This window comes from Streptomyces sp. NPDC001070 (genome assembly GCF_053598835.1).
The window spans coordinates 34,245-54,928 of sequence record NZ_JBSFLB010000026.1; the positions used below are offsets into that span (position 1 = coordinate 34,245).

Here is a 20,684-nt window from a genome sequence, read left to right on the forward strand (position 1 = left end):
GAGAGGCGGAAATCACCCGGTCGGAGCAAGGGTCGAGCCCCGATGCAGGGGGGTGGCACCGGGGCTCGAGTCTGTGGTGTCGCGGGCGCCGCGATCGGCGCCCGCCTGATGTCAGGCCGCCTCGAAGGACAGCCCCGTTGCGCGCGCCATGCGCTTCAGGTCCGCCAGCGCGTGCTTCTCGATCTGCCGGATCCGCTCACGCGTCAGCCCGTGCTGCTTGCCGACCTCGGTCAGCGTGCGCTCGCGGCCGTCCACGATCCCGTACCGCGCCCGGATGATGGACGCCGTCCGGTCGTCGAGCCGGTCGATCAGGTCCTCCAGTTCCTCGCGCCGCAGCATGACGAGTACGGAATCCTCCGGCGAGGCCGCCGAGGTGTCCTCGACGAGATCACCGAACTGGGTCTCGCCCTCGTCGTCCACCGACATGTTCAGGCTCACGGGGTCGCGCGCCCAGTCCAGCACGTCGGAGATCCGTTCCGGGGTGGAGCCGAGTTCGGCAGCGATCTCCGCGGGCTCCGGGTCACGCCCGTGCTCACGGTTGAACTCGCGCTGCACCCGGCGCACCCGCCCCAGCTCCTCCACCAGGTGGACGGGAAGCCGGATCGTGCGCGACTGGTCCGCGATGGACCGGGTGATCGCCTGACGGATCCACCACGTGGCGTACGTGGAGAACTTGAAGCCCTTGGTGTAGTCGAACTTCTCGACGGCGCGTACCAGGCCTGCGTTGCCCTCCTGGATCAGGTCGAGCAGCGGCAGGCCACTGCGCGGATAACGTCGCGCGACCGCGACGACCAGGCGCAGGTTGGAACGGATGAAGACGTCCTTGGCCCGCGCACCCGCGGCGGCTATCGCCTCCAGTTCCTCTCGGTCGGCGTCCGCCCCCTGACCCAGCTCCTCGCCCGCGAGGAGCTGCTCGGCGTAGACGCCGGCCTCGATCGCCCTGGAAAGCTCGACTTCCTGCGCGGCGTCGAGCAGCGGCGTGCGCGCGATCTCGTCGAGGTACATGCCGACGAGGTCACGGTCGGCCATCTCGCCGTGGCCAGCGCGAGCGCTGCTGTTCCCGCCTCTGGTGCTGCGGGCGACGGCACGGGTTGCCATGCGTGCTCCCTTGCGAAGGTTCGGTCGGGTGTCGGATCGAATGAGCCGCCTCTCCAGCAGCTTCACGCGTGCCTTTCGGCTGCCCACTCGAAAAGAGATAACGACTGGAATCCGGACACAATTCCCAAGCACCGCCCCGTTTTTTACGATCTTGCAGTACCCTGTGCCGCCACAGCGAGAGGTGGATCAGTGCCGGAGTCCGTCGAAGTGCAGGTCAGGCCTGGTACGGAAGAAGATCTGCAGGCCCTCACCGACCTCTACAACCACTACGTCCGCGAGACGCCGATCACGTTCGACCTGGAGCCGCTTTCCCTGGAACAGCGCCGCCATTGGCTGCTCTCCCACCCGGAAGACGGACCACACCGCCTTTTGGTTGCCCACGGGACGGAACCGGACGGCACGAACGGCCCCCTGCTCGGCTACGCCACCAGCAGCCCCTTCCGCCCGAAGGCCGCGTACGCCACCTCGGTGGAGACCTCCGTGTACTGCGCCCCGGGCGCGGGCGGGCGCGGGGTCGGCACCCTGCTCTACACGGCGCTCTTCGAGGCCCTGCGGGGCGAGGATGTGCACCGCGCCTACGCCGGCATCGCGCAGCCCAACGAGGCGTCCGTCCGCCTCCACACCCGCTTCGGCTTCCGCCCGCTGGGCGTCTACCGCGAGGTCGGCCGGAAGTTCGGCCGCTACTGGGACGTCGCCTGGTACGAGAAGGAGCTGAACCCGCCGCTCAGCGCAGCCACGGAAGATCGACCGCCGGGCCTTCCTTCGGCTGGAGCCCCTCGGCGATGACCCGGCAGATCTCGCCGAGCTGACGCACCTGCTCCTCCGAGAGCCGGTCGAAGATCGCCCCGCGCACCGCCTCCACATGCCCGGGCGCGGCCTCGGCGAGCGCGGCGAAACCCTCGTCGGTGAGGACCGCGAGCTGGCCGCGCCGGTCGGAGGGGCAGTTCTCGCGGCGGACCCAGCCGTTCTCCTCCAGGCGGGAGATGGCGTGGGAGAGCCGGCTGCGCGTAATCTTCGAGCGTTCGGCCAGCTCCGTCATGCGCATCCGGCGGTCGGGGGTCTCCGAGAGCCACACCAGCAGCGAGTAGTACGCGTGGGGCATGTGCGCGTCACGCTGCAGCTGCCGGTCGAGTGCGTCCGAGACCAGCTGGGTGGACGCCATGTAAGCGCGCCAGGCGCGCTGCTCCTCCTCGCTCAGCCAGCGGGGTTCGGGCGCTCTCGTGGTCATGCCGCCCACTCTACGAAGTCGACCTTGAACTTTCAAGCAATCAGTTGTAGGTTCCGGAATGGCAGCTTGAAACTTCAAGGAATCTTCAAGCAAGGGACCCCCGAATGACGACCGCCCCGACCGCACCGGACGCAGTCCCCGCCCCACCCCGCGCGGCCGTCCGCACCCAGGTGCGGATCCCGCTGCGCTTCCCCGACGGCTGGACCACCCCCGCCGACGTCTTCACCTTCACCGGCCTCGCCGACGGCAAGGAGCACCTCGCGCTCGGTCTGGGTGCCTACCGGGACACGCCGTCGCCGCTGGTCCGCCCGCACTCCGAGTGCCTGACGGGCGACGTCTTCGGCTCCGAGCGCTGCGACTGCGGGCCCCAGCTGCGCGAGGCCGCCCAGCGGATCGCCGAGGCCGGCGGTTACCTGCTCTACCTGCGCCAGGAGGGCCGCGGCATCGGCCTGTACGCCAAGCTCGACGCGTACGCCCTCCAGGACCGGGGCCTGGACACCTACGCCGCCAACCGCGCCCTCGGCCGCCTCGACGACGAGCGCGACTACACCGCGGCCGCCCAGATGCTGGGCGCGCTGGGCGTCGACGCGATCCGCCTGCTCAGCAACAATCCCGACAAGGCGGAGCAGTTGTCCGGGCTCGGCGTCGCGATCACCGAGCGGGTGCCGACCGGGGTGCACCTGTCGCAGGCCAATGTGCGGTACCTGCGCGCCAAGGCCGAGCACACCCACCACACCCTCGACCTCCCGGCCTGAGGAGCCCCCATGCGCATGCCCGCCCTCTATCTGTCGCACGGCGCCCCGCCGCTGGCCGACGACCCGGTGTGGCCCGGTGAACTGGCCGCCTGGTCCGCCGGGCTCCCCCGCCCCACCGCGATCCTGATGATCTCCGCCCACTGGGAGGAGGCCCCGCTCGCGCTCGGTGCGACCACCACGGTCCCGCTCGTGTACGACTTCTGGGGCTTCCCGCGGCACTACTACGAGGTGCGGTACGCGGCCCCGGGCGCGCCCGCGCTGGCCGAATCCGTGCGCAAGCTGCTGCGCGGCGCGGGCACCTCCGTCCAGGACATCCCGGACCGGGGCCTGGACCACGGGGCGTACGTACCGCTCGTGGAGATGTTCCCGGACGCCGACATCCCCGTGCTGCAGGTGTCGATGCCCACGCTCGACCCGCAGAAGCTGATGGACATCGGGCGGAAGCTGGCCCCGCTGCGCGACGAGGGCGTGCTGATCGTCGGCAGCGGCTTCTTCACCCACAATCTCGCCGCGCTGCGGCACGCCGGCGGCGTGCCGGGCTGGTCGGCGGAGTTCGACGACTGGGGCCACCGCGCCCTGGACGCCCAGGACGTGGACGCCCTGCTGGACTTCGAGCACAAGTCCCCCGCCGGACGGCTCGCCCACCCGCGGACCGAGCACTTCGCACCGCTCTTCGTCACGATGGGCGCGGCCGAGCATGAACTCGACACCCAGCGCAGTGTCATCGACGGGTTCTGGATGGGGCTGGCCAAGCGGTCCGTGCAGTTCGGCCGATAGTCTCCGCAGCGAAGGGCCCCGCTTCCTCCCATGAAGCGGGGCCCTTCGCCGTGCTCACCGTCCGACGTGCCGTCGTCCTGGACGTCCGTCAGTGAGCGATCACCGGGACGGCCAGGTCCGCGTCCTCGGCGCCCTCGGCGTTTTTGCCGCCGGACGCCGCGACCGCGCCACCGCCGTTGCCGGCGTTCACGAAGGTGAAGGCGATGACGGCGGAGAGCGCCAGGATGCCGGCCGCCCACCAGATGGCGGTGGAGTAGCCGTGCACGGCGGCGGCGTTGATGAAGCCCTGCTTGCCCAGCGCGCGGGCCTCGGCCGCGTGCGAGGCGATCCACGAGGTGGTCGCGCTGGCCGCGATGGTGTTCAGCAGCGCCGTACCGATGGCACCGCCCACCTGCTGCGAGGTGTTGACCATCGCGGAGGCGACACCCGCGTCGCGCGGCTCGACGCCGTGCGTGGCCAGGCTCATGGCCGGCATGAACGCCGTACCCATGCCGAGGCCGAGCAGGATCTCCGCCGGAAGGATCAGGCCCGCGTAGGAGCTGCCGACCTGAAGCTGGGTCAGGATCAGCATGCCCAGACCCGCCACCAGGAAGCCCGGGGTCATCAGCAGCCGCGGCCGGACGCGGTTCATCAGGCGCGCGCCGATCTGCGTCGAGCCGGTGATCATGCCGGCGATCATCGGGAGGAAGGCGAAGCCGGTCTTGAGGGCGGAGTAGCCCTGCACGACCTGCAGGTAGTAGCCGAGGAAGAGGAAGAGGCCGAACATCGCGATGATGGCCAGGCCGAGCGAGAGGTACACGCCACCGCGGTTGCGGTCGGTCACCACGCGCAGCGGCAGCAGCGGCGCCTTCACACGGCTCTCGACCAGCAGGAAGGCGAGCAGCAGCACGCCTGCGGCGACGAACAGGCTGATGGTCACGCCCGCGCCCCAGCCGTCGGACTCGGCACGGGTGAAGCCGTAGACCAGCGAGACCAGGCCGGCGGTGGCCAGCACGGCACCGGGAACGTCGAGGCTGCTGCTGTTGCGGCTGCCGGCAGGCTCGTGGACGACCCGCACGGCACCGATCACGGCGACGGCCGCGAAGGGGATGTTCACAAAGAACGTCCAGCGCCAGTCCAGGTACTCGGTGAGCACACCACCGAGGATCAGGCCGACAGCACCGCCACCACCGGCGATGGCGCCGAAGATGCCGAACGCCTTGGCGCGCTCCTTGGGCTCGGTGAACATCACCGCGAGGAGCGACAGCGCGGCCGGCGCGAGCAGCGCGCCGAAGGCACCCTGCAGAGCACGGGCGCCGAAGAGCACCGCCTCGTTGGCGGCGGCGCCGCCGAGCGCCGAGGCGGCGGCGAAGCCGATGAGGCCGGTGACGAAGGTGCGGCGGCGGCCCCACATGTCCGCGATGCGTCCGCCGAAGAGCAGCAGACCACCGAAGACCAGCGCGTAGGCGGTGATGACCCACTGCTTGTTCGCGTCGGAGATGCCCAGTGCGGTCTGGGCGGAGGGCAGGGCGATGTTCACGATGGTGCCGTCGAGGACGACCATCAGCTGGGCTATCGCGATGAACGCCAGCGCTTTCCAGCGCTGAGCGTGTGCCGTATCAGGCATGCGTGTACTCACTAACGGGACGAAGAGATGACGACATTGAAGACGAAGACGACTTACGGTACGTAACGGAAATGTTGTGGGCGAGTGAATTACGCGGTGGCGCCCGATCGGCGGGCGGGGCTCAGCGGCACTGCCGCAGGTCCTCGAAAGTGGCCGAGGTGCCCGGGAGTTCGGAGCGCGCCGGCGCCTCAAGACCGTCCACGAACAGCTGCAGATGACGGCGGATGAAGCCCTCCATGTTGCCGCAGTGCTGTCCGGGCAGCGGCCGCGTCAGCTGGCTGACCGCCACCATCACATCGCCGACGCCGATGTCGACGCGGAGCCGTCCGGACCGTCGCCCGGCGGCCATCAGGTTCTCGATCGCGTGCTGCAGACGTATGCGGCTCTCCTCGAGCCGCGGGTCCCCCTCGCCGAATCCGGTGCAGAGCATCGGGCACAGCGCGCCCACGCGCTCGTCGGCCGCCTCGTACACGAAGCGGCGCAGCGCGTCGAAGGCGTCCGGCTCCTGCGCCAGCGCCTCCTCGGCCCGCACGGCGATCCGGTCCATCACCGACAGGGCCACCTGGAGCGACAGTTCCTGGCGATCGGCGAAGTGCCGGTAGACAGTGGCGTTGCCCACGCCGGCCCGCTTGGCGATCTCGTCCAGCGGGGCATCGGCGCCGTGCTCGAGGAGCACCTCGCGGGCGGCGGCGATGATCCGTTCGCGATTGCGCGTGGCGTCCGCGCGGAGCTTTGCGGTGGCGACTGCCATGGCGGGTACTCCTCTCTTCCCTCGCGATGCTGCGGTTCCGGGGAGCGAGTCCCCGTTTGTGCGACGTAGGCATAAACGGGGACGCGGTCCCCGGATATTTCACCTGGCGCTTGTGAGCTGAATCACACCCAATTTGGGTGGATTCGGCGGCACCTGAGGGTCCGTCCGAAGGGATCCGCCGCCCCGGGTGCGGCACGCGGCACGGCCGGACGGACGCAATCCCGTCCCGGCCGGCCCCGCGAACGCGGGAAGGGCCCCGGGCGCCGCCGCGCACCCGGGACCCTTCCGCTCCCCCGCCCCCACCACGTCCCCACGCGGTCCGGTGGCCCGTTACTCCACGACGAGCTCGACCTGGATGTTGCCCCGCGTCGCCTTGGAGTACGGGCACACCTGGTGGGCCTGCTCGATCAGCCGGCGGCCGGTCTCGTTCTCCAACTCCGCCGGCAGCTCCGCGCGGAGCACGACCGACAGGCCGAAGCTCGTGTCGTCCTTGCCGATGGTCACCTCAGCGGTCACGGAGATCTCGCTGGTGTCGACCTTCGCCTGCCGGCCGACCAGGCCGAGGGCGCTGGCGAAGCACGCGGCATAGCCGGCGGCGAAGAGCTGCTCGGGGTTGGTGCCCTGGCCGTTGCCGCCGAGCGCCGGGGGCATGGCCAGCGCCAGGTCGAGCTGGCCGTCGGAGCTGACGGCACGACCGTCACGGCCGTTGGCGGTGGCGACAGCGGTGTACAGCGCGTCCATGGAAACCGTCCTCTTTCGATCGGTTGCGATCTCGATGACATAAGTAGAGCACACAACTAAGTTGGACACAACTCAAATGTGGGCGGCCGAGCTACCCTGGTTCCATGACCGCGACCGCGCCCGCCCGCGCCGAGGACCACCTCCGGCTCGAGAACCAGATCTGCTTCTCCCTGCACGCCGCCTCACGCGCCTTCGGCGGCGTCTACCGGGTCGTGCTCAAGGACCTCGGCCTCACCTACCCCCAGTACCTGGTGATGCTCGTGCTCTGGGAGCACGGCGCCCTGCCGGTCAAGAAGATCGGCGAGCACCTGCGACTCGACTCCGGCACCCTCTCCCCGCTCCTCAAGCGCCTGGAGACCGCGGGGCTCGTACGCCGCGAGCGCTCCGTCGACGACGAGCGCTCCGTCACCGTCCACCTCACCGACGCGGGCATCGCCTTGCACGAGAAGGCCCTGGAGGTGCCCCGCCGCATCTCCGCCGCCACCGGCCTCGGCCTGGACGAGATCAACGACCTGCGCACCCGCGTCGACCGGCTCACCGCCGCCCTCGACGGGGCCGACCTCGACGACGGCCCGTTCTGCGGCTGACGCCCGGCGCGGCGTCGTCCATCGACCGGGGCGTGGCCGCCGCACCACCCCGCCGCAGCCGGCGCGGCCTGATCGCCGACACCGGCGCCGAGCCCGAGCCCTCGCGGCCCGCGGACCCGGAGTAATCGCCGACCCACCCCTGAGCCGCATCCGCTAGGCTGTCCCACGCCTCCGCCTCAGTAGCTCAGGGGATAGAGCACCGCTCTCCTAAAGCGGGTGTCGCAGGTTCGAATCCTGCCTGGGGCACATGGTCTGACCTGCGTCAGAGCATCGAAAGGCCCCCCGGAGTCGGTTTCCGGGGGGCCTTGCGATGTCGTATGGGAACGATCTGGGAACGAGCCGTCAGGCGGCATCATTCCTGGGAACGTCCGGGGGCGTCTCCGCCGTCGTCTCCGACTCGGGCGCCACCTCCCGCAGCGCCGGCGACTTTCGCGGAACCAGAGCAAGCGGGGCGTCGGCCTGAGCTTCCTCGAACTGCGGCAGCACCGACGTGTAGGTGTCGGCGGTCAGCGAGTACGAGGAGTGCCCCAGCAGGGCCTGAATGGCCTTCATGTGGACGCCGGACGCCAGGGACAGGGTTGCTGCGCAGTGCCGCAGGTCGTGTAGCCGTACCGGCGGCAGTCCGAGCTTCTTGATCAGGCGCATGAACGCCTGCGAGAGGTACTCCGGGTGGTACGCGCCGCCGTCCTCCCAGGAGAACACCAGGCCCGTCTGCTTCCAGGTCTTGGCGCTCTGCTCCCAATCGGCGCGCTCCTTGGTCTGCCGCTCGCGCCACAGTTCCAGCAGCTTCCGCGTCTCGGAATCCAGCTTGATCGTCCGGGCGCCGCTCTCGCTCTTGGGGGTGTCTTCCCACACGTCGTACGAGGCGGCCACCAGCTGCTCGCTGATGTGCACGATGCCCATCGCCAGGTCGGTCTCGGCCCACGGCAGGCCGACCGCCTCGCCGCGGCGCAGCCCTCGGAAGACCATCAGGTGGAACATCGGGTACAGGCGGTGCTCGGCGACTGCGTCCAGGAACTCGCCGGTCTGCTCCGGCATCCACACCATGACCTTGCCGGGCTTTTCGCCGGTCTGCCACCACGCCTCGATCCGCGCCGGCGTCCACACCAGCGGCTTGGGACGGACGTACTTGGGCAGGACGACGCCCTTCGTCCAGTTCTCGGAGATCAGCTTCTCCTGCACGGCGTCCTGCAGGGCGCCGGAGAGCGTGTTGAGCATCTTCGTCTGCGTGCCGGGCCCGGTGACGTGCCATGGCAGGGCGCGCGCCGCCTGTAGGGCGGCCTTGGCGTCCTCCCATTCCTGCCGCAGCTTCTTGGGCCGGGGTCGGTCCGTGGAGGCTTTCCAGGCCTCGTGGGCTGCACGCTCGGCCGCGAGGGCCTGGTGCGCCTTGACGTGGTTCTCTGCGTGAACCTCGTTGTCGGCCCACAGCCTCTCGAACATGGCCTGGATGTGCCGGGTGCGCAGCGACAGCATCTTGATCCCGCCGAGGTAGGGGATGAAGACGCGCTCGATGTAGTCCTCGTATCCCTTGCGGGTGGACTTCTTCAGGTCGACACGCTTGGCGAACCAGCGGCGCAGGTACTCCCCCACCGTCTCGTCGCTGAGGACGTCGACGCCGCCTTCTGCGAGCTTCCACACTTTCTCGGCCGCTGTGGCTGCGTCCTTCTTCGTGCGGAAGCCGCCCTTCTTGGCGCGTGGCCGGCGCTTTCCGTCCGCGCCGGGGGGCAGCTCGATGGAGTAGTACCAGGAGCCGTGGTCGCGCTGCTTGAGCTTGGGGCAGGTCTTCTCCAGGGAACCGACCTTCTGATTGCCGTCAGTGTCGAGGACTGGCTTGCCGTCCTCGCCTACCAGTGGTCCCTTGCAGGCGCACCGCTTGTACGTCTTGTCCTCGAACACCGTCCCCCACCCCTACGCCTGGCTGTCACTGTGGGCGCACATTCTTCCCTAATGTGGCCGGGACACGCTGCTTCTTGCGGGAGCACGTGTATGGTGTGGCACAAGTTGGCGCGGGGGAGAAACGCGACAACGATCATGGCGACAACGAGCATTCCGACCGGCGATCAGCGCGGCATGAGCTTGGACGAGGTCCTGGCGCTGCCTGCGACGGTCAACGTCGTGACCGCGGCCCGCGCATTGGGTATCGGCCACAACAAGGCGTACGACTTGATCAAGACCGGTCAGTTCCCTGTGCGGACGCTGTCGATGGGGAGCACGGTACGCATTCCCACAGCAGCCTTGTGGGAGGCATTGGGGGTCGGCTCGCTGCGACAGGGACTGGCGTCTGCGGGCCGCTGAGTTGAATTGGGAACGGTGGCATGCCGCGCTTGTACGGCTTCGACAACCAAGCTCTGACGCGTGTCCGCGTAGATGAGCGGCAGGTCGTGCGCGAGGCCGTGGGCCGCATCCGGGCAGGACAGTCGCAGGCCGAGGTCGCGGCCTGGATGACCGCCGAGGGCCACCGGGGCACCATGGGCGGCGCGTGGACTTCCATGACGCTGGGCCGCCTGCTGGACAATCCGGCGATCGCCGGACTGGAGTGGGACCCCCACATGAGCGAGCTGCGCGAGACCGGCCGGGAGGCGCTGATCACACCGGAGGAGTTCCGGTGGCTGCAGGAGAACCGTCCGGGCCGGCGTGGCAGTGTCCGCAGTGGGCAGGCCCGCGAGGACGATCACGAGTACCTGGCGACGGGCGGGCTCGCAGAGTGCGGTGAGTGTGGGCAGCAGCTGACTGGTGGCCGTACCAGCGCAGGCTCGCCGTCCTACCGCTGCCCGACCAACTTCGAGGGGCGCGGCGGATGCGGCAAGGTCCGCATCAACGGGGCGTTGCTCGAGGAATTCCTCGGCGAGCATGCTCTCGGTGAGCTGGCGCGCCCGGGCGCGCAGGCCGCTCTGGAGTTGGTGCGGACGAAGATGGGCGCCGAGGCGGACCAGCTGCGCGCGCAGATCACCGACCTGGAGAAGTCGAGGGGCGAGCTGGCCGAGCCGTACGCCCTTGGCCAGGTGTCCCGGGATGCGTTCGTCGCCGCCGACCGGAGCATCAGCGAGAAGTTGAAGCAGGCCCGCTCCAAGCTTCGGTACGTGGAGCAGGCCGTGGATGTGCCCTTGGGCGGGGTCGAGGACCTGGCCCGCTGGTGGGAGCATGCGCCGTCCCGCTCCAAGCGGGCCCTGCTCGTGCTGCTGCTGGAGAAGGTCCAGGTGTACCCGGCGCGTGCCCGCGGGGTGCGCGACGTGGACGACCGGGTCACACTGACCTGGCGCACCGCCGCTGCCGCGTAGTCGGTGCGCCGCGTGCGTCAGTCCTGCACGTCGTGGTCGGGGGACGTCGCCCACCAGTAGATGGCCTCGTTCAGGGTGCCCACACCGAGCTTGTCGCGCAGTTCCCCCATCTGCTTGTTGACCCAGGCCGAGCTGATGCCGAGGTTCTTCGCGGTCTGCGCCTGGGTGCGGCCCAGGCACAGTTCGCGCAGGATGTCCCGCTGGCTGCGGTTGGTGGTCAGGCCGTCCTCGGGGCTCTCGCGTCGGCCCTCCCACTGGTCGGCGCGTTCCCATAACAGGTCGAAGCTGTGGGCGATCTCCCCGACCACCAGGGGGTCTGTGATCATGACCGCCTCGTCGCCGGGCGGTTCGTCGTCGCAGGTGTACACGGGGACGAACGCCACGCGGCGGTCGAAGACGATGCTGCGCGCGAAGCGGCCCTGGGCGGTGCGTACTTCGCCGCCGGCTACGGCGATCTTCCGCGCCCAGTCGCCGACGGCGGCCGCTCGGCGCACGGAGCCGTGGTAGACCGTGCGCATGGTCAGGCCGCGCAGCAGCCCGTCGCGGTCCCGCTCGAAGGACTGGGCCAGGTCTGCGGCGGGGCGGGGTCCGGGCTGGGAAGCCAGGATCTCCTTGCTGGCGGCGCTGTGTTCGGCGGCGATGCGCTGGTTGATGAGCGTGCGGCCGACCAGGCGCTGGATCGACTTATTGGAGGGCCGGGCCACCTGGTACCGGTCGCGGAGGTTCACCAGGAATTCCGGCATCGCGCCCACATAAGCGTTCATCTGCTCAAGGTGGGCGTGCAGGATGCGCAGCATTCCCAGCGCGGCGTTCCGGGGTTCGACCGCGCTATAGGTGTCCGGCGCGTACGGGTAAGCGGCTACCAGACCATTACCGAGGAGAGAGTCAAGGCCCGGCGTATCCGGGGGCAGGGTTTCGCCGTCGAGTATGCGCTGATATGCGCTGGCAGCCTGCGCGGGCAGGTCGGGTACTTGTGGCACCTTGCAACCTCTGAGTTGTGGGACTGGTGAAAATCCGACGTCTGCTCTTCTTGATCTTTTCACAGGCCCGCTACATCGTTGCCCATGGCACATGCGCACCGCGTGTAACGGTTCATCTACAGCCTGGCGGCCCAGTTGCCGCCGCCGCTGCGCTGCGGCCACTCTCACCGCTGCTACGAAGCTCTGAGGTTTCCATGCTTCTCACCCGTACTGTCCGTGTTGCCGCCACCGTTGCGCTTGCCGCGCTGACGGGGCTTGCCGCAGCCGGGATGCTCCACGCACAGGCCGACACCGTTGTCGCCGACGACACCACCTGGGCGGTTTCCCCCGTCGGCGACGACACCACCTGGGCGGTTTCCCCCGTCGGCGACGACACGACCTGGCGCGTCCTCGCCGGTGACACGACCTGGGCCGTCCACGCACACGCGACGGACACCGTTGTCGATGCCCACGACGGCGGCGTGCGCGCCAACAAGGCCGCCGACACCACCTGGTAGTTCGTCAGGCGGATGCAGGCTGGGCGTCCGGACCCCACGGTCGGACGCCCAGCCAGGGGGGTGGGAAGAAGCCGGCCGCGCGCCCCACGCGCGCGACTTGGCGATCGGTGCACGGTGACACGGGGGCGGGGGGATCCCGCCCGCACAGGGGAGGGCCGAAGTGGCAATCGATCCGGCGCGCATCCAGAGGCGCATGTTGGAGGCCGAGCAGTCGGGCCGCCCGCCTCTGGGTGCCCGGCAAGCGGGGGCGGTGTTGTGCACGCTGGCCGTGGTGGTCGACGAGGAGCCGCAGGAGGAGTTGCTCTGCTGCTGCCAGAGGGCGGAGCGGGTGCAGGTGTGCTGAGGACCTGACATTCGAAAGGGGCGGGCAAGGCTGTTGCCCGCCCCTTCGCATGCCCTCTGACCTGCGAAGTTTTGGCCGAAAAATCTGGCCTAAGATCAGCTGAGCCGCTAGAATAAGAGAGCAGGGGGCGGGAAGCCCCCCCCGACGACGGCCTCTTGGAGCGAGCCATGACGATCATGACCATCCCGATCAGCGAGATCATCCGCAACCAGCGCCAGCCGCGCGAGTTCTTCGAGCCCACCGCCCTGCAGGAACTGGCGGACTCCATCACGCGGTTCGGCCTGATGCAGCCGATCGAGGTCCGCCGCCTGGGGCTGCCCGAGTTCGCGGACGACCCCCGTCACACCCGCTACGAGATCGTCGCGGGCGAGCGCCGGTGGCGCGCGCACCAGCTCGCCGGCCTGACCGAGATCAAGTGCATCGTCACCGACGACGACCTGACCGTCCTGGAGCGGTTCAAGCGGTCGGTCGCCGAGAACATCAACCGGGCCGACATGACGCCGATCGAGGAGGCCAAGGCGTTCCGGCGCATCCTCGACGATCAGGAGGGCGCCGAAGTCAAGGACGTCGCCAAGGAGTTCGGCAAGTCCTCGGTGTACGTGTCGCTGCGCCTGGCCCTCCTGGACCTGACCGACGAGGTGCAGCAGCACGTCAACTCCGGAGCGATCGGCACCCAGGCCGCCGTGCAGATCGCGGCCCTGACCCCGGGCAACCAGCGCGCGGTCATGGCCAAGTGGGCCAAGGGCGCCTTCGCCGGCGACAACGAGCTCGTCCACTTCGCGTACGCGCTCAAGCAGCAGCAGGGCCAGGTCGTCGCGATGCTGGTGGAGGACATGAGCCCCGAGGAGCGCGAGGAGCGGCAGCGCGAGCGCACCAAGGCCCGCTCGACCATCGACAAGATCGAGCAGATCCTCGGCCTGCTGGAGGAGTTGGGCAAGGCCGACCCGATGAAGCTGGCCGTGGCCCTGGAGGGCGAGGTCGGCAAGCGCCTGGAGCAGATGGACCGCGTGGCCGACGCCGTTGCCAAGGCGCGGTTCAACGTGCGGCAGGCCAAGGCGCACGCCGAGGCCCGCGAGATCGCCCGCCTGAACCCCGACGCCGAGCACGGAAGCCTCAAGCCCAAGGCCGTGGCCGCCCCCGCCACGCCGGCCGAGCCGCAAGCCCCCGCCGATCCCGCCACGCCGGCCGAGCCCGCCGCCCCGGCCGCGGCCGCCACGCCCAAGCCGAAGGCCCCGACCAAGACCGCCGCCGCCAAGCCGAAGGCCCCGGCGCGGCGCAAGGCCCCGGCCAAGCGTGCCGCCGCGGCCACGGCCTGACCCGAACCGGCCCGCCCCCACCCGGGGGCGGGCCGGGCCTTGTCCCCACCACCGAAGGGAAACCCTGTGAGCGACACGACCGGCCGCCCCGACTGGCGGCACATGAAGCCCGGCGACTTCACCGGCCGCCGCCCCAAGGCGCCGCAGGCCGGGCGCGGCCTGTTCTCCGCCGACGAGCTCGACGCCGGCGGCACCGAGGCCATGTTCGGCGTCGACCTGTGGGACGGCGCACCCGGCGACTCGGCCGCCGCCGCGGTCCCGACCGACCCCGATCCGCTTCCGGGCCTGGCGGACGGAACGATCACAGGTCCCGAATGATGTGCCACAACATTGGATCGTGGTACGTTCTGCTCGCTGAACGGGAACGGCCGCAGCCGCGGGACCGGCCCCTCAGCAATGCCGTGGCATGCGGCATCCCCCAACGGTGTCTGGCGGGTGGCAATCCCCCGCGCCCTACCCGCCAGACACCGGCCCCGCCCCATGCGGAGCCGCACGGGGACGCCGCCCCACGCAACCGCGTTCGGACCCGCCCGCGCCGCAAGGCCGGGCGGGTCCCCGCGTCCCCGGGAGGCACCTCGTGATCGAGACCTACCGCAGCGACCACGCCGCCGACCCCGAGCTGTACGAACGGCTCATGCGGGAGCGGTACGGGCCGCCGGCGAAGGTCTTCGCCGAACGAGGCACCTCCCGCCGCCCTCCAACCTTCGCCCGGAGTTGCCTCATGCCCCGCCTCGACCCCGACCCCAACGCGGCCGCGCACCTCGCCGAGCTCCAGCAGGACCTCGCCGAGTCCGCCCGCCGGCCGCGCCCGATCGTCGCCCCCAAGGAGCGCACACCGCCGGTGCCCGGCGCGGTCTGGTGCGACTCGTGCAGCAGCTGGTGCACCCCGGCGGGCATGTGCCGCTGCAACGACCGGTAGACGAGGCAGCGTTGCGCTACTTCCACGGTGGTGTCCCCGGGCTTCGGCCCGGGGACCTCATCACCCCGCACCCGCCGCGCTCCCTCGACGGCTGCCCGGTCTGCACCGCCCGCGCCCAGGGCCTGACCGCCACCCTCGACGGCCAGCCCATCGACCCGCCCACCGGTCGCCCCGACCGCGTGTACATCACCACCGACCGCGACTACGGCCGCTTCTACGCCTCCCTGACCTGGTACGGCGACCTGTACACCGTGCAGCCCGTCGGCGAGATGGAGCCGTCCACCGAGGAACCCTTCCCGACCTGGTGCACGCCCGCCGCCCGCGTGGTGTCCGTCTACGACCGGGCCGTGCAGCTCACCGACGGCCAGCGCCGCCGCCTGCTGCGCCGCTGGACGCAAGCCGACCAGGAGGCACGCCGGTGACCCGCACGCGCAAGGACCGGCCGACGCTGGACCAGCTGCGGCACCTGATCGGCCACACCGGGCACCGGGTCCTCAGCGTCGTGGAGTCCGAACGGCTGCGCGCCGGCGTGGAGCACCTGGTCGCCAGTCAGGCCGGCCTTGCCGCCAAGGTCGCCGAGCTCACCCGCCGACTCTCGGGCGGAGCCCGCCCCGTCCTCGACGTCGAATGTCCCGTGTGCCAGGCGCCTCCCGGGTCCGGGTGCGTCACGCGCCTGGGGCCGCCCCTGTCCGGCTCGCACACCGAACGCCTCGCGGCCGCCGCCGTCACCGGAACCGGCACCAGAGACCCCCACCGGCAGCGGGCCGTCCACATCAGCGCCGCCGGGCCCCTCGATAAGCTGCTGAACGCCGCCTACCGGGAACGCGCCCACCTCGCGGCATGGCTCGCGGGCCTTCACCCCTCCGTCATCGCTCCCGCCCCGCCCGACACCGGCGACGGCTGGTACGTGCTGTTCCTGCGCGCCGGGGGCTGGCAGTTCTGCTGGCACGTCACGCCCGGCGACCTGTCCCTGTTCGACCACGTCCAGCGCGTGCCCGCCGACGACCCAAGGGCCCAGTGGGACGGCCACACCTTCGAGCAGAAGTACCGGCGTATCCGCACCTACACTGCAGTGTTGTCCATGCCGGGCGGCGACGTCGACAACGACAGCAGCACCTGACCGCTGCCAGCAGCGCACCCGAAGGACACCGGCTTCGTCCCGCAGCCCGTACGGTGGGTCGTGGAGCAGACCTACGGGATCTTGATACTGCACCGCAGGCTGGTGTGGGACTACGAGATCCGCCCGGCCTCGTCGGAGTCGCTGGTGTATTGGGCGATGACCGACACGATGAGCCGACGGCTGACCGGTGCCTCGACTCCGACCTGGCGCGAGCCGGAGGCGGTGCGCGCATGACGCTGAAACCGCTGCTCGACAGGCTCGCGCAGTGCGGGCGGGACGCCGCCTGCCGCGCGGAGCGCCTGCGCGCCGATATCGACGTCCTGCCCTTCCGCCTGCGCCAGACCGAGCAGGAGGTGGAGCAGCTACAGGTCACCTACAAGACCGTCCTGGCGCTGGCCGACGGGCTCGCCGAGAAACCCGACGAGCGGCCGGAGCTGCCCGAGAACCCCGCCCACCAGCACATCCTCACCGTCTTCGCCGATTGCGGGCAGTCACTGCGCGCCCGCGACCTGTGCGAAGCCCTGAACCTCGGTTTCGAGCCGAAGCGCATCGAGGGCGTGCGCGCCAAGCTCAAGCGCCTCGTCGGTCGCGGCATCCTCGCCGAGACCGAACCGGGCTCGTTCTCCCAACCGCGCCCGTAACCCGGCGTCGGAGCAGGCGAACAGCCGACTTCACCCAACCCCAAGAACGAAACGGACATCAACTCTCAACAAGCCCTCTCAAAAGCCCCTGACAACTTCGGCGGGTCTGCATCCCGGACGCAGACCCGCCGGGAAATGATGTCGAGGCCTATTACCCGATACGCTCGAAGTGCTGAGCTCCTTCGTCGTCGGAGATATCGAGCGAGCTGCCGGCGCAGAGGAAGTCGGACGTTCCCACCCCGGCTTCGGGCTGGATGGTGGCAGGTCTATCCAGCTGGCCGTTCTTGTAGAATGCGCCAGAGCTGTTATGCCACGTGTATTGGCCCACTCGTAGCTGATTTCCACTTACCTCGTAGTTGAAGTCAGCCCGCCCGAATGTTCTCACCTCCAGGTTGCCATCGAGCTCCCCGAGGGATGTTCGGACGATCTTCAAACGCAGGCCGGAGGGAGAGGTGTCCCAGACTCCTATTCCATTCGCGTTGAAGGTTTTGGTCGGGCCGGTGCCTGCTAGAGCCAAGTCGAGGGTGTTCCCACCATCTTTCAGCGTTGTGGTGAACTGGGTCAGGCGCCACCTGCCAACCAGGCAGGACTTGGACGGGGAAGGAGGGGACGAGGAAGGAGGGGACGAGGAAGGACTGGTTGATGACGGAGGCGCCGGAGGTAGGACTCCTGGCTTATCGGGGAGCAGTGCAATCACTCCAACGACCACACTCAGCGCCCCGGCTATTGCACCAACTGCGTTGAATCCTGACCAGTGGAAGAAGCCCTGGGATGTTGATCCATCCTGTGAGGATTCGGTCGAGGAGTCGACCTGGCTTCCGCCTGCTCCATTACTGGGAGTATTGCCATCCTGTGCCACGCCGCGGCTCCCCGATCGGACGGTTCCTGGCCAGAGATGCTAACGGCACGTCACGGGTGCCGGTAGAGGAGCGTTGCAACGTTCCGGTCCGCGTTGAGTAGCCGTTGTTGCACCGAACATGATCGATTGGTTTCCGCTGGTCAGGCATGAACTTCGTGGTGTCAAAGAAGAGTCAAGCCGTCGTGTTCGTCTGGGATGACACGTAGGCGGCCGGTGGGACAACCCCGTCTATCGGCACATCCTCGCCGTCTTCGCCGATCGCGGGCAGTCACTGATTCCCAATGGTGTTTGTCAAGGGCTTCGGTGACGCTTGGCGATCAGGTCACGCCGCTGTGAGTCCACGTTGCGGTGGCTCGGTGGTGAAGGTGCGTTGGTCTCGGATGAGGGGGGTCCCACGACGCGGACCAGAGTGCTGGCCACTGCCGTCTTCCACAATCGCCTCAATGAACCGTGTCTCGGCCGCGCTACCACTCGCGCCACACGGACTCCACCCGTTCGACGGGCCGAGGTCGCCGAACCTCGCCGCGAGGTTTTCGCGGAGCCGCCCGGGGCTGTGGTCCCAGCCCTGGCATAGTGACCGGATGGGCATGACCATTACCGACACTGCCATCGGCAGCATCCCCGCCGGCGCCACCATCGAATGCGACGGCACGCAGGGCACCACGTGCATCGAGTCCCTGACCTACTCCTTGTCTGAGCTGAGCGAAGGCCTCAGCCCCGACCCAAGCGCGGACGAGCTCACCGAGCAGGCGACCGAGTTGGCGGCTGCCGCGGGCTGGCGCAATGACTTCGCCGGCGACTTCTGCCCGACCTGCGCACCGACCGCCCCGACTGAGGACGATGTCCTCGGCGACGACGACTGATCACGGCAGCAACGTGCACGAGCTGATCCCTTAGGGTGGGCGGGCGTAGGGCGCGGGGGCACGCTCCTACACGAAGGACTCCTGCTGTGAGTGCTGCGCCCGCCCGCATTCCCGAGTCGCTGCTGCCGCTGGCGGTGCCGATCGACGACCTGACGGTGTACCACCGCAACCCGCGCACCGGCGACGTCGACGCCATCGCCGAATCGCTGCGCGTCAACGGCCAGTACAAGGCCATCGTCGTCAACCGCGGCACCCACACCGGCCGCCCCAACGAGATCCTGGCCGGTAACCACACCTGGACCGCCGCCAAGCAGCTCGGCTGGGAGCAGATCGCCGCCACGTGGGTCGACGTCGCCGACGAGGACGCGGCCCGCATCGTCGTCGTCGACAACCGCACCTCCGACCTGGCCGGCTACGACAGCGAGCTGCTGGCCGACATCCTGGAGGACCTGCCCGACCTGGACGGCACCGGCTACGACCAGACCGCCCTGGACAAGCTGCTGGACAGCCGGGCCCTGCCCGCCACGATCGACCTGCCCTCCGACGGGCAGGGCACCGGGGCCATGGCCAAGCTGGAGTACCTGCAGTGGGGGTACCTGCAGTGGTCCACCACCCGCGTGCAGATCACCGCGGCCGAGGTGGAAACCCTCAACGCGATCTACGAGCGGTTCCTCAAGGAGTCCCGCACCGACCTCGGCTTCGGCTGGCACCTGCTGCAGGAGGCCCACACCGACACCGCCGAGGTGCCCGGCGACGGTGAGGACGCCCCCGTCGACCAGGCCGAGCCCGACGACGCCGACGAGGCCGACGAGGACGACGAGGACGAGGACGCATGAGCGACGTCCCGGGTGGCATCTCCGCCCCGAACAGCAGCGGCCCGCAGACCACTTTCTACGAGGCGTACCCGCTCAAGGACCTGCGGCCGGCCGACTACAACCCGCGGCACCTGTCCGAGGACGCCTTCGAGCGGCTCAAGGGGTCCATCGGCCGCCACGGCATCGTCAAGCCGGTCATCCTCAACGCCAACGGGACGCTGGTCGCAGGCCACCAGAGAACCAAGGCCATGACCGCGCTGGGGATGACGCACACGCCGGCGGTGATGCTCGGCCAGGTGGTGCGCCTGACCGACGAGATCCAGTTCAACCTCCTGCACAACCGCGTGGAGACCGAGGCGAGCGTGGTGTACGCGCAGCCCGGCCCCATCGGCGAGTGGTCGTGGATCCCGTGGCAGACCATCGAGGTGGCCGTCTCCCGCAACAAGCCGTTCCAGCAGGCCATCTCCCACATGACCGGCGGGCACGGCGCGTGGGGCTCCGTCGTCATCGACGACCAGGGCCAGATCGCGCTGAACGCCGAGTACGCGGTGGTCGCCGCCGCGAACCACTTCGACGTCCTCGCCTGGACCTGCACGTCCATGGACGCGGCGCAGCTGGTCGCCGACCTCACCGGCGAGTACGGCGTGTACGACTGGTCCGGCCTGGAGGACCAGGCCCCCGTCTACAACCAGCACATCGTGCAGCCCAAGCGGCTGCGCCAGTACACCTCGCTGAAGAAGCAGGGGAAGCTCGCCTACAAGTCGGAGGTGTGGGAGAAGCTGGCCCTGCCCCGGCTGCGGGAGCGCCCCGAGACGCGGGTGGTGGACTTCGGCGCCGGGCACGGCGACTACGCCAAGAAGCTGCGGCCCGAGGGCTACAGCATCGACGACTACGAGCCGTACCGCACCACCCCCGGCAAGTACGCCGTCGACATCCGGGGCGTCGTCTCGATGATCCGCACGATCGAGAAGCGGGTGGCGCAGCACGGCCTGTACGAGATGGTGGTGCTGGACTCCGTCATCAACGCGACCACGTCGCTGGATTACCAGCACTGGGTGTTGACGGTCGTCAACGCGCTCGTCGCCGCCGACGGCACGGTGTGCATCGGCACCCGCAACCTGCTGGCCGAGCAGGCGTTCGAGGCGAAGCAGCACACCACCAGCGCCAACGACTCCACGCGGCTGTCGTTCCTGGACGCCGAGAACGTCGACATGCGGTTCATGCAGGGCAAGTGGATGCGGATTCGCTACCACACCCCCGAGTCGCTGAAGGAACTGCTGGAGGCGTACTTCGGTTCGGTGACGGTCGCCGGCCGGTCCAACGCGACGCTGCGGGCCATATGCAAAGACCCTCTGCCGCTTTCCGACCTCGATTACGCGAAAGCCCTGGATGAGGAATTCAACATGCCTTATCCGAATGACTTCCGGCACGGGCGCCATAAGCAACTCGTGGAAATTTTGGTAAAATTGGTTAAAGAAAGGAACAGCCGGGCCGACTAATCCACGGCCCT

At 69.3% G+C, this 20,684-nt stretch carries 23 protein-coding genes, 1 tRNA gene and 2 pseudogenes; 19 read left to right on the top strand and 7 right to left on the bottom strand.

Annotated elements, in window-relative coordinates; genetic code table 11:
- Window positions 1-111 precede the first annotated feature (111 nt).
- Window positions 112-1,098 (bottom strand): sigma-70 family RNA polymerase sigma factor, encoded by a 987-nt coding sequence (locus tag ACWDAS_RS28505; protein ID WP_450396511.1) that lies wholly within the window; start codon window positions 1,096-1,098, stop codon window positions 112-114.
- Window positions 1,099-1,287: 189 nt separating this feature from the next.
- On the opposite strand from ACWDAS_RS28505, the pseudogene ACWDAS_RS28510 reads away from it, so the two are divergent.
- Window positions 1,288-1,812: pseudogene (locus ACWDAS_RS28510) on the top strand (N-acetyltransferase family protein); the annotation flags it as partial.
- A 10-nt stretch (window positions 1,813-1,822) separates the two neighbouring features.
- Here the strand turns inward: ACWDAS_RS28510 and ACWDAS_RS28515 are convergent.
- Window positions 1,823-2,326, bottom strand: coding sequence for a MarR family winged helix-turn-helix transcriptional regulator (locus tag ACWDAS_RS28515; protein ID WP_450396512.1), 504 nt, complete (start codon window positions 2,324-2,326; stop codon window positions 1,823-1,825).
- A 104-nt stretch (window positions 2,327-2,430) separates the two neighbouring features.
- Between ACWDAS_RS28515 and ACWDAS_RS28520 the strand changes: the two genes are divergently transcribed.
- Together ACWDAS_RS28520 and ACWDAS_RS28525 are read left to right on the top strand one after the other, a co-directional pair.
- A complete protein-coding gene (locus tag ACWDAS_RS28520) occupies window positions 2,431-3,081 on the top strand; it encodes a GTP cyclohydrolase II (protein WP_450396514.1) in 651 nt (216 codons plus the stop codon).
- A 9-nt stretch (window positions 3,082-3,090) separates the two neighbouring features.
- The gene (locus ACWDAS_RS28525) at window positions 3,091-3,858 is read left to right on the top strand and encodes a dioxygenase family protein (protein WP_450396517.1); all 768 of its coding nucleotides are present in this window, start codon (window positions 3,091-3,093) and stop codon (window positions 3,856-3,858) included.
- 88 nt (window positions 3,859-3,946) lie between these two features.
- Here the strand turns inward: ACWDAS_RS28525 and ACWDAS_RS28530 are convergent, their stop codons facing one another.
- The 3 genes from ACWDAS_RS28530 to ACWDAS_RS28540 form a co-directional block, all read right to left on the bottom strand.
- Complete coding sequence (locus ACWDAS_RS28530; RefSeq protein WP_450396520.1) at window positions 3,947-5,464, bottom strand: MFS transporter; 1,518 nt, start codon at window positions 5,462-5,464, stop codon at window positions 3,947-3,949.
- A gap of 121 nt (window positions 5,465-5,585) precedes the next feature.
- Window positions 5,586-6,215, bottom strand: a complete 630-nt coding sequence (locus ACWDAS_RS28535) for a TetR/AcrR family transcriptional regulator (RefSeq protein WP_450396523.1) — start codon at window positions 6,213-6,215, stop codon at window positions 5,586-5,588.
- A 330-nt stretch (window positions 6,216-6,545) separates the two neighbouring features.
- Window positions 6,546-6,956 (bottom strand): organic hydroperoxide resistance protein, encoded by a 411-nt coding sequence (locus ACWDAS_RS28540; RefSeq protein WP_450396525.1) that lies wholly within the window; start codon window positions 6,954-6,956, stop codon window positions 6,546-6,548.
- A gap of 104 nt (window positions 6,957-7,060) precedes the next feature.
- On the opposite strand from ACWDAS_RS28540, the gene ACWDAS_RS28545 reads away from it, so the two are divergent.
- Entirely contained in the window at window positions 7,061-7,543 is a 483-nt protein-coding gene (locus ACWDAS_RS28545; RefSeq protein ID WP_450396528.1) for a MarR family winged helix-turn-helix transcriptional regulator, read from the top strand.
- Window positions 7,544-7,716: 173 nt separating this feature from the next.
- A tRNA-Arg gene (locus tag ACWDAS_RS28550) sits at window positions 7,717-7,789 on the top strand.
- A gap of 96 nt (window positions 7,790-7,885) precedes the next feature.
- On the opposite strand, the gene ACWDAS_RS28555 is transcribed toward ACWDAS_RS28550, so the two are convergent.
- Window positions 7,886-9,439 (bottom strand): tyrosine-type recombinase/integrase, encoded by a 1,554-nt coding sequence (locus tag ACWDAS_RS28555; protein WP_450396530.1) that lies wholly within the window; start codon window positions 9,437-9,439, stop codon window positions 7,886-7,888.
- Between the two features lie 90 nt (window positions 9,440-9,529).
- Between ACWDAS_RS28555 and ACWDAS_RS28560 the strand changes: the two genes are divergently transcribed.
- Both ACWDAS_RS28560 and ACWDAS_RS28565 read left to right on the top strand, forming a co-directional pair.
- Window positions 9,530-9,838 (top strand): hypothetical protein, encoded by a 309-nt coding sequence (locus ACWDAS_RS28560; protein WP_450396532.1) that lies wholly within the window; start codon window positions 9,530-9,532, stop codon window positions 9,836-9,838.
- A 20-nt stretch (window positions 9,839-9,858) separates the two neighbouring features.
- Window positions 9,859-10,821, top strand: a complete 963-nt coding sequence (locus tag ACWDAS_RS28565) for a recombinase zinc beta ribbon domain-containing protein (protein ID WP_450396535.1) — start codon at window positions 9,859-9,861, stop codon at window positions 10,819-10,821.
- Between the two features lie 17 nt (window positions 10,822-10,838).
- Here ACWDAS_RS28565 and ACWDAS_RS28570 read toward each other — a convergent pair whose 3' ends face one another.
- On the bottom strand, window positions 10,839-11,585 hold the full coding sequence (locus ACWDAS_RS28570) for a hypothetical protein (RefSeq protein WP_450396538.1): 747 nt from the start codon (window positions 11,583-11,585) through the stop codon (window positions 10,839-10,841).
- A gap of 485 nt (window positions 11,586-12,070) precedes the next feature.
- On the opposite strand from ACWDAS_RS28570, the gene ACWDAS_RS28575 reads away from it, so the two are divergent.
- The 12 genes and pseudogenes from ACWDAS_RS28575 to ACWDAS_RS28630 all read left to right on the top strand — a co-directional run bounded on the left by ACWDAS_RS28575 (window position 12,071) and on the right by ACWDAS_RS28630 (window position 20,673).
- Window positions 12,071-12,298, top strand: a complete 228-nt coding sequence (locus tag ACWDAS_RS28575; protein ID WP_450396541.1) for a hypothetical protein — start codon at window positions 12,071-12,073, stop codon at window positions 12,296-12,298.
- A 193-nt stretch (window positions 12,299-12,491) separates the two neighbouring features.
- On the top strand, window positions 12,492-12,641 hold the full coding sequence (locus ACWDAS_RS28580) for a hypothetical protein (protein ID WP_450396544.1): 150 nt from the start codon (window positions 12,492-12,494) through the stop codon (window positions 12,639-12,641).
- A 167-nt stretch (window positions 12,642-12,808) separates the two neighbouring features.
- A complete protein-coding gene (locus ACWDAS_RS28585) occupies window positions 12,809-13,957 on the top strand; it encodes a ParB/RepB/Spo0J family partition protein (protein ID WP_450396547.1) in 1,149 nt (382 codons plus the stop codon).
- A 66-nt stretch (window positions 13,958-14,023) separates the two neighbouring features.
- Complete coding sequence (locus ACWDAS_RS28590) at window positions 14,024-14,275, top strand: hypothetical protein (RefSeq protein WP_450396549.1); 252 nt, start codon at window positions 14,024-14,026, stop codon at window positions 14,273-14,275.
- Window positions 14,276-14,534: 259 nt separating this feature from the next.
- The gene (locus ACWDAS_RS28595; RefSeq protein WP_450396552.1) at window positions 14,535-14,876 is read left to right on the top strand and encodes a hypothetical protein; all 342 of its coding nucleotides are present in this window, start codon (window positions 14,535-14,537) and stop codon (window positions 14,874-14,876) included.
- The gene (locus ACWDAS_RS28600) at window positions 14,825-15,298 is read left to right on the top strand and encodes a hypothetical protein (RefSeq protein WP_450396555.1); all 474 of its coding nucleotides are present in this window, start codon (window positions 14,825-14,827) and stop codon (window positions 15,296-15,298) included. Before ACWDAS_RS28595 ends, ACWDAS_RS28600 begins: the two co-directional genes overlap by 52 nt.
- The gene (locus ACWDAS_RS28605; RefSeq protein WP_450396558.1) at window positions 15,295-15,996 is read left to right on the top strand and encodes a zinc finger domain-containing protein; all 702 of its coding nucleotides are present in this window, start codon (window positions 15,295-15,297) and stop codon (window positions 15,994-15,996) included. The genes ACWDAS_RS28600 and ACWDAS_RS28605 overlap by 4 nt, the downstream gene beginning before the upstream one ends.
- A 15-nt stretch (window positions 15,997-16,011) precedes the next feature.
- Window positions 16,012-16,230: pseudogene (locus ACWDAS_RS28610) on the top strand (IS5/IS1182 family transposase); the annotation flags it as partial.
- Window positions 16,227-16,637, top strand: coding sequence for a hypothetical protein (locus ACWDAS_RS28615; RefSeq protein WP_450396560.1), 411 nt, complete (start codon window positions 16,227-16,229; stop codon window positions 16,635-16,637). The pseudogene ACWDAS_RS28610 and the gene ACWDAS_RS28615, both read left to right, overlap by 4 nt.
- Window positions 16,638-18,077: 1,440 nt before the next feature.
- Window positions 18,078-18,359, top strand: coding sequence for a hypothetical protein (locus ACWDAS_RS28620; protein ID WP_450396563.1), 282 nt, complete (start codon window positions 18,078-18,080; stop codon window positions 18,357-18,359).
- Window positions 18,360-18,445: 86 nt separating this feature from the next.
- Complete coding sequence (locus tag ACWDAS_RS28625) at window positions 18,446-19,195, top strand: ParB/RepB/Spo0J family partition protein (RefSeq protein WP_450396566.1); 750 nt, start codon at window positions 18,446-18,448, stop codon at window positions 19,193-19,195.
- The gene (locus ACWDAS_RS28630; protein ID WP_450396569.1) at window positions 19,192-20,673 is read left to right on the top strand and encodes a ParB N-terminal domain-containing protein; all 1,482 of its coding nucleotides are present in this window, start codon (window positions 19,192-19,194) and stop codon (window positions 20,671-20,673) included. The genes ACWDAS_RS28625 and ACWDAS_RS28630 overlap by 4 nt, the downstream gene beginning before the upstream one ends.
- Window positions 20,674-20,684 lie beyond the last annotated feature (11 nt).

Coding starts and splice junctions, on each gene's coding strand:
- ACWDAS_RS28505 (WP_450396511.1), bottom strand. CDS start 1,098: ATGGCAACCCGTGCCGTCGCCCGCAGCACCAGAGGCGGGAACAGCAGC.
- ACWDAS_RS28515 (WP_450396512.1), bottom strand. CDS start 2,326: ATGACCACGAGAGCGCCCGAACCCCGCTGGCTGAGCGAGGAGGAGCAG.
- ACWDAS_RS28520 (WP_450396514.1), top strand. CDS start 2,431: ATGACGACCGCCCCGACCGCACCGGACGCAGTCCCCGCCCCACCCCGC.
- ACWDAS_RS28525 (WP_450396517.1), top strand. CDS start 3,091: ATGCGCATGCCCGCCCTCTATCTGTCGCACGGCGCCCCGCCGCTGGCC.
- ACWDAS_RS28530 (WP_450396520.1), bottom strand. CDS start 5,464: ATGCCTGATACGGCACACGCTCAGCGCTGGAAAGCGCTGGCGTTCATC.
- ACWDAS_RS28535 (WP_450396523.1), bottom strand. CDS start 6,215: ATGGCAGTCGCCACCGCAAAGCTCCGCGCGGACGCCACGCGCAATCGC.
- ACWDAS_RS28540 (WP_450396525.1), bottom strand. CDS start 6,956: ATGGACGCGCTGTACACCGCTGTCGCCACCGCCAACGGCCGTGACGGT.
- ACWDAS_RS28545 (WP_450396528.1), top strand. CDS start 7,061: ATGACCGCGACCGCGCCCGCCCGCGCCGAGGACCACCTCCGGCTCGAG.
- ACWDAS_RS28560 (WP_450396532.1), top strand. CDS start 9,530: ATGGTGTGGCACAAGTTGGCGCGGGGGAGAAACGCGACAACGATCATG.
- ACWDAS_RS28565 (WP_450396535.1), top strand. CDS start 9,859: ATGCCGCGCTTGTACGGCTTCGACAACCAAGCTCTGACGCGTGTCCGC.
- ACWDAS_RS28570 (WP_450396538.1), bottom strand. CDS start 11,585: ATGAACGCTTATGTGGGCGCGATGCCGGAATTCCTGGTGAACCTCCGC.
- ACWDAS_RS28575 (WP_450396541.1), top strand. CDS start 12,071: ATGCTCCACGCACAGGCCGACACCGTTGTCGCCGACGACACCACCTGG.
- ACWDAS_RS28580 (WP_450396544.1), top strand. CDS start 12,492: ATGTTGGAGGCCGAGCAGTCGGGCCGCCCGCCTCTGGGTGCCCGGCAA.
- ACWDAS_RS28585 (WP_450396547.1), top strand. CDS start 12,809: ATGACGATCATGACCATCCCGATCAGCGAGATCATCCGCAACCAGCGC.
- ACWDAS_RS28615 (WP_450396560.1), top strand. CDS start 16,227: ATGACGCTGAAACCGCTGCTCGACAGGCTCGCGCAGTGCGGGCGGGAC.
- ACWDAS_RS28620 (WP_450396563.1), top strand. CDS start 18,078: ATGGGCATGACCATTACCGACACTGCCATCGGCAGCATCCCCGCCGGC.
- ACWDAS_RS28630 (WP_450396569.1), top strand. CDS start 19,192: ATGAGCGACGTCCCGGGTGGCATCTCCGCCCCGAACAGCAGCGGCCCG.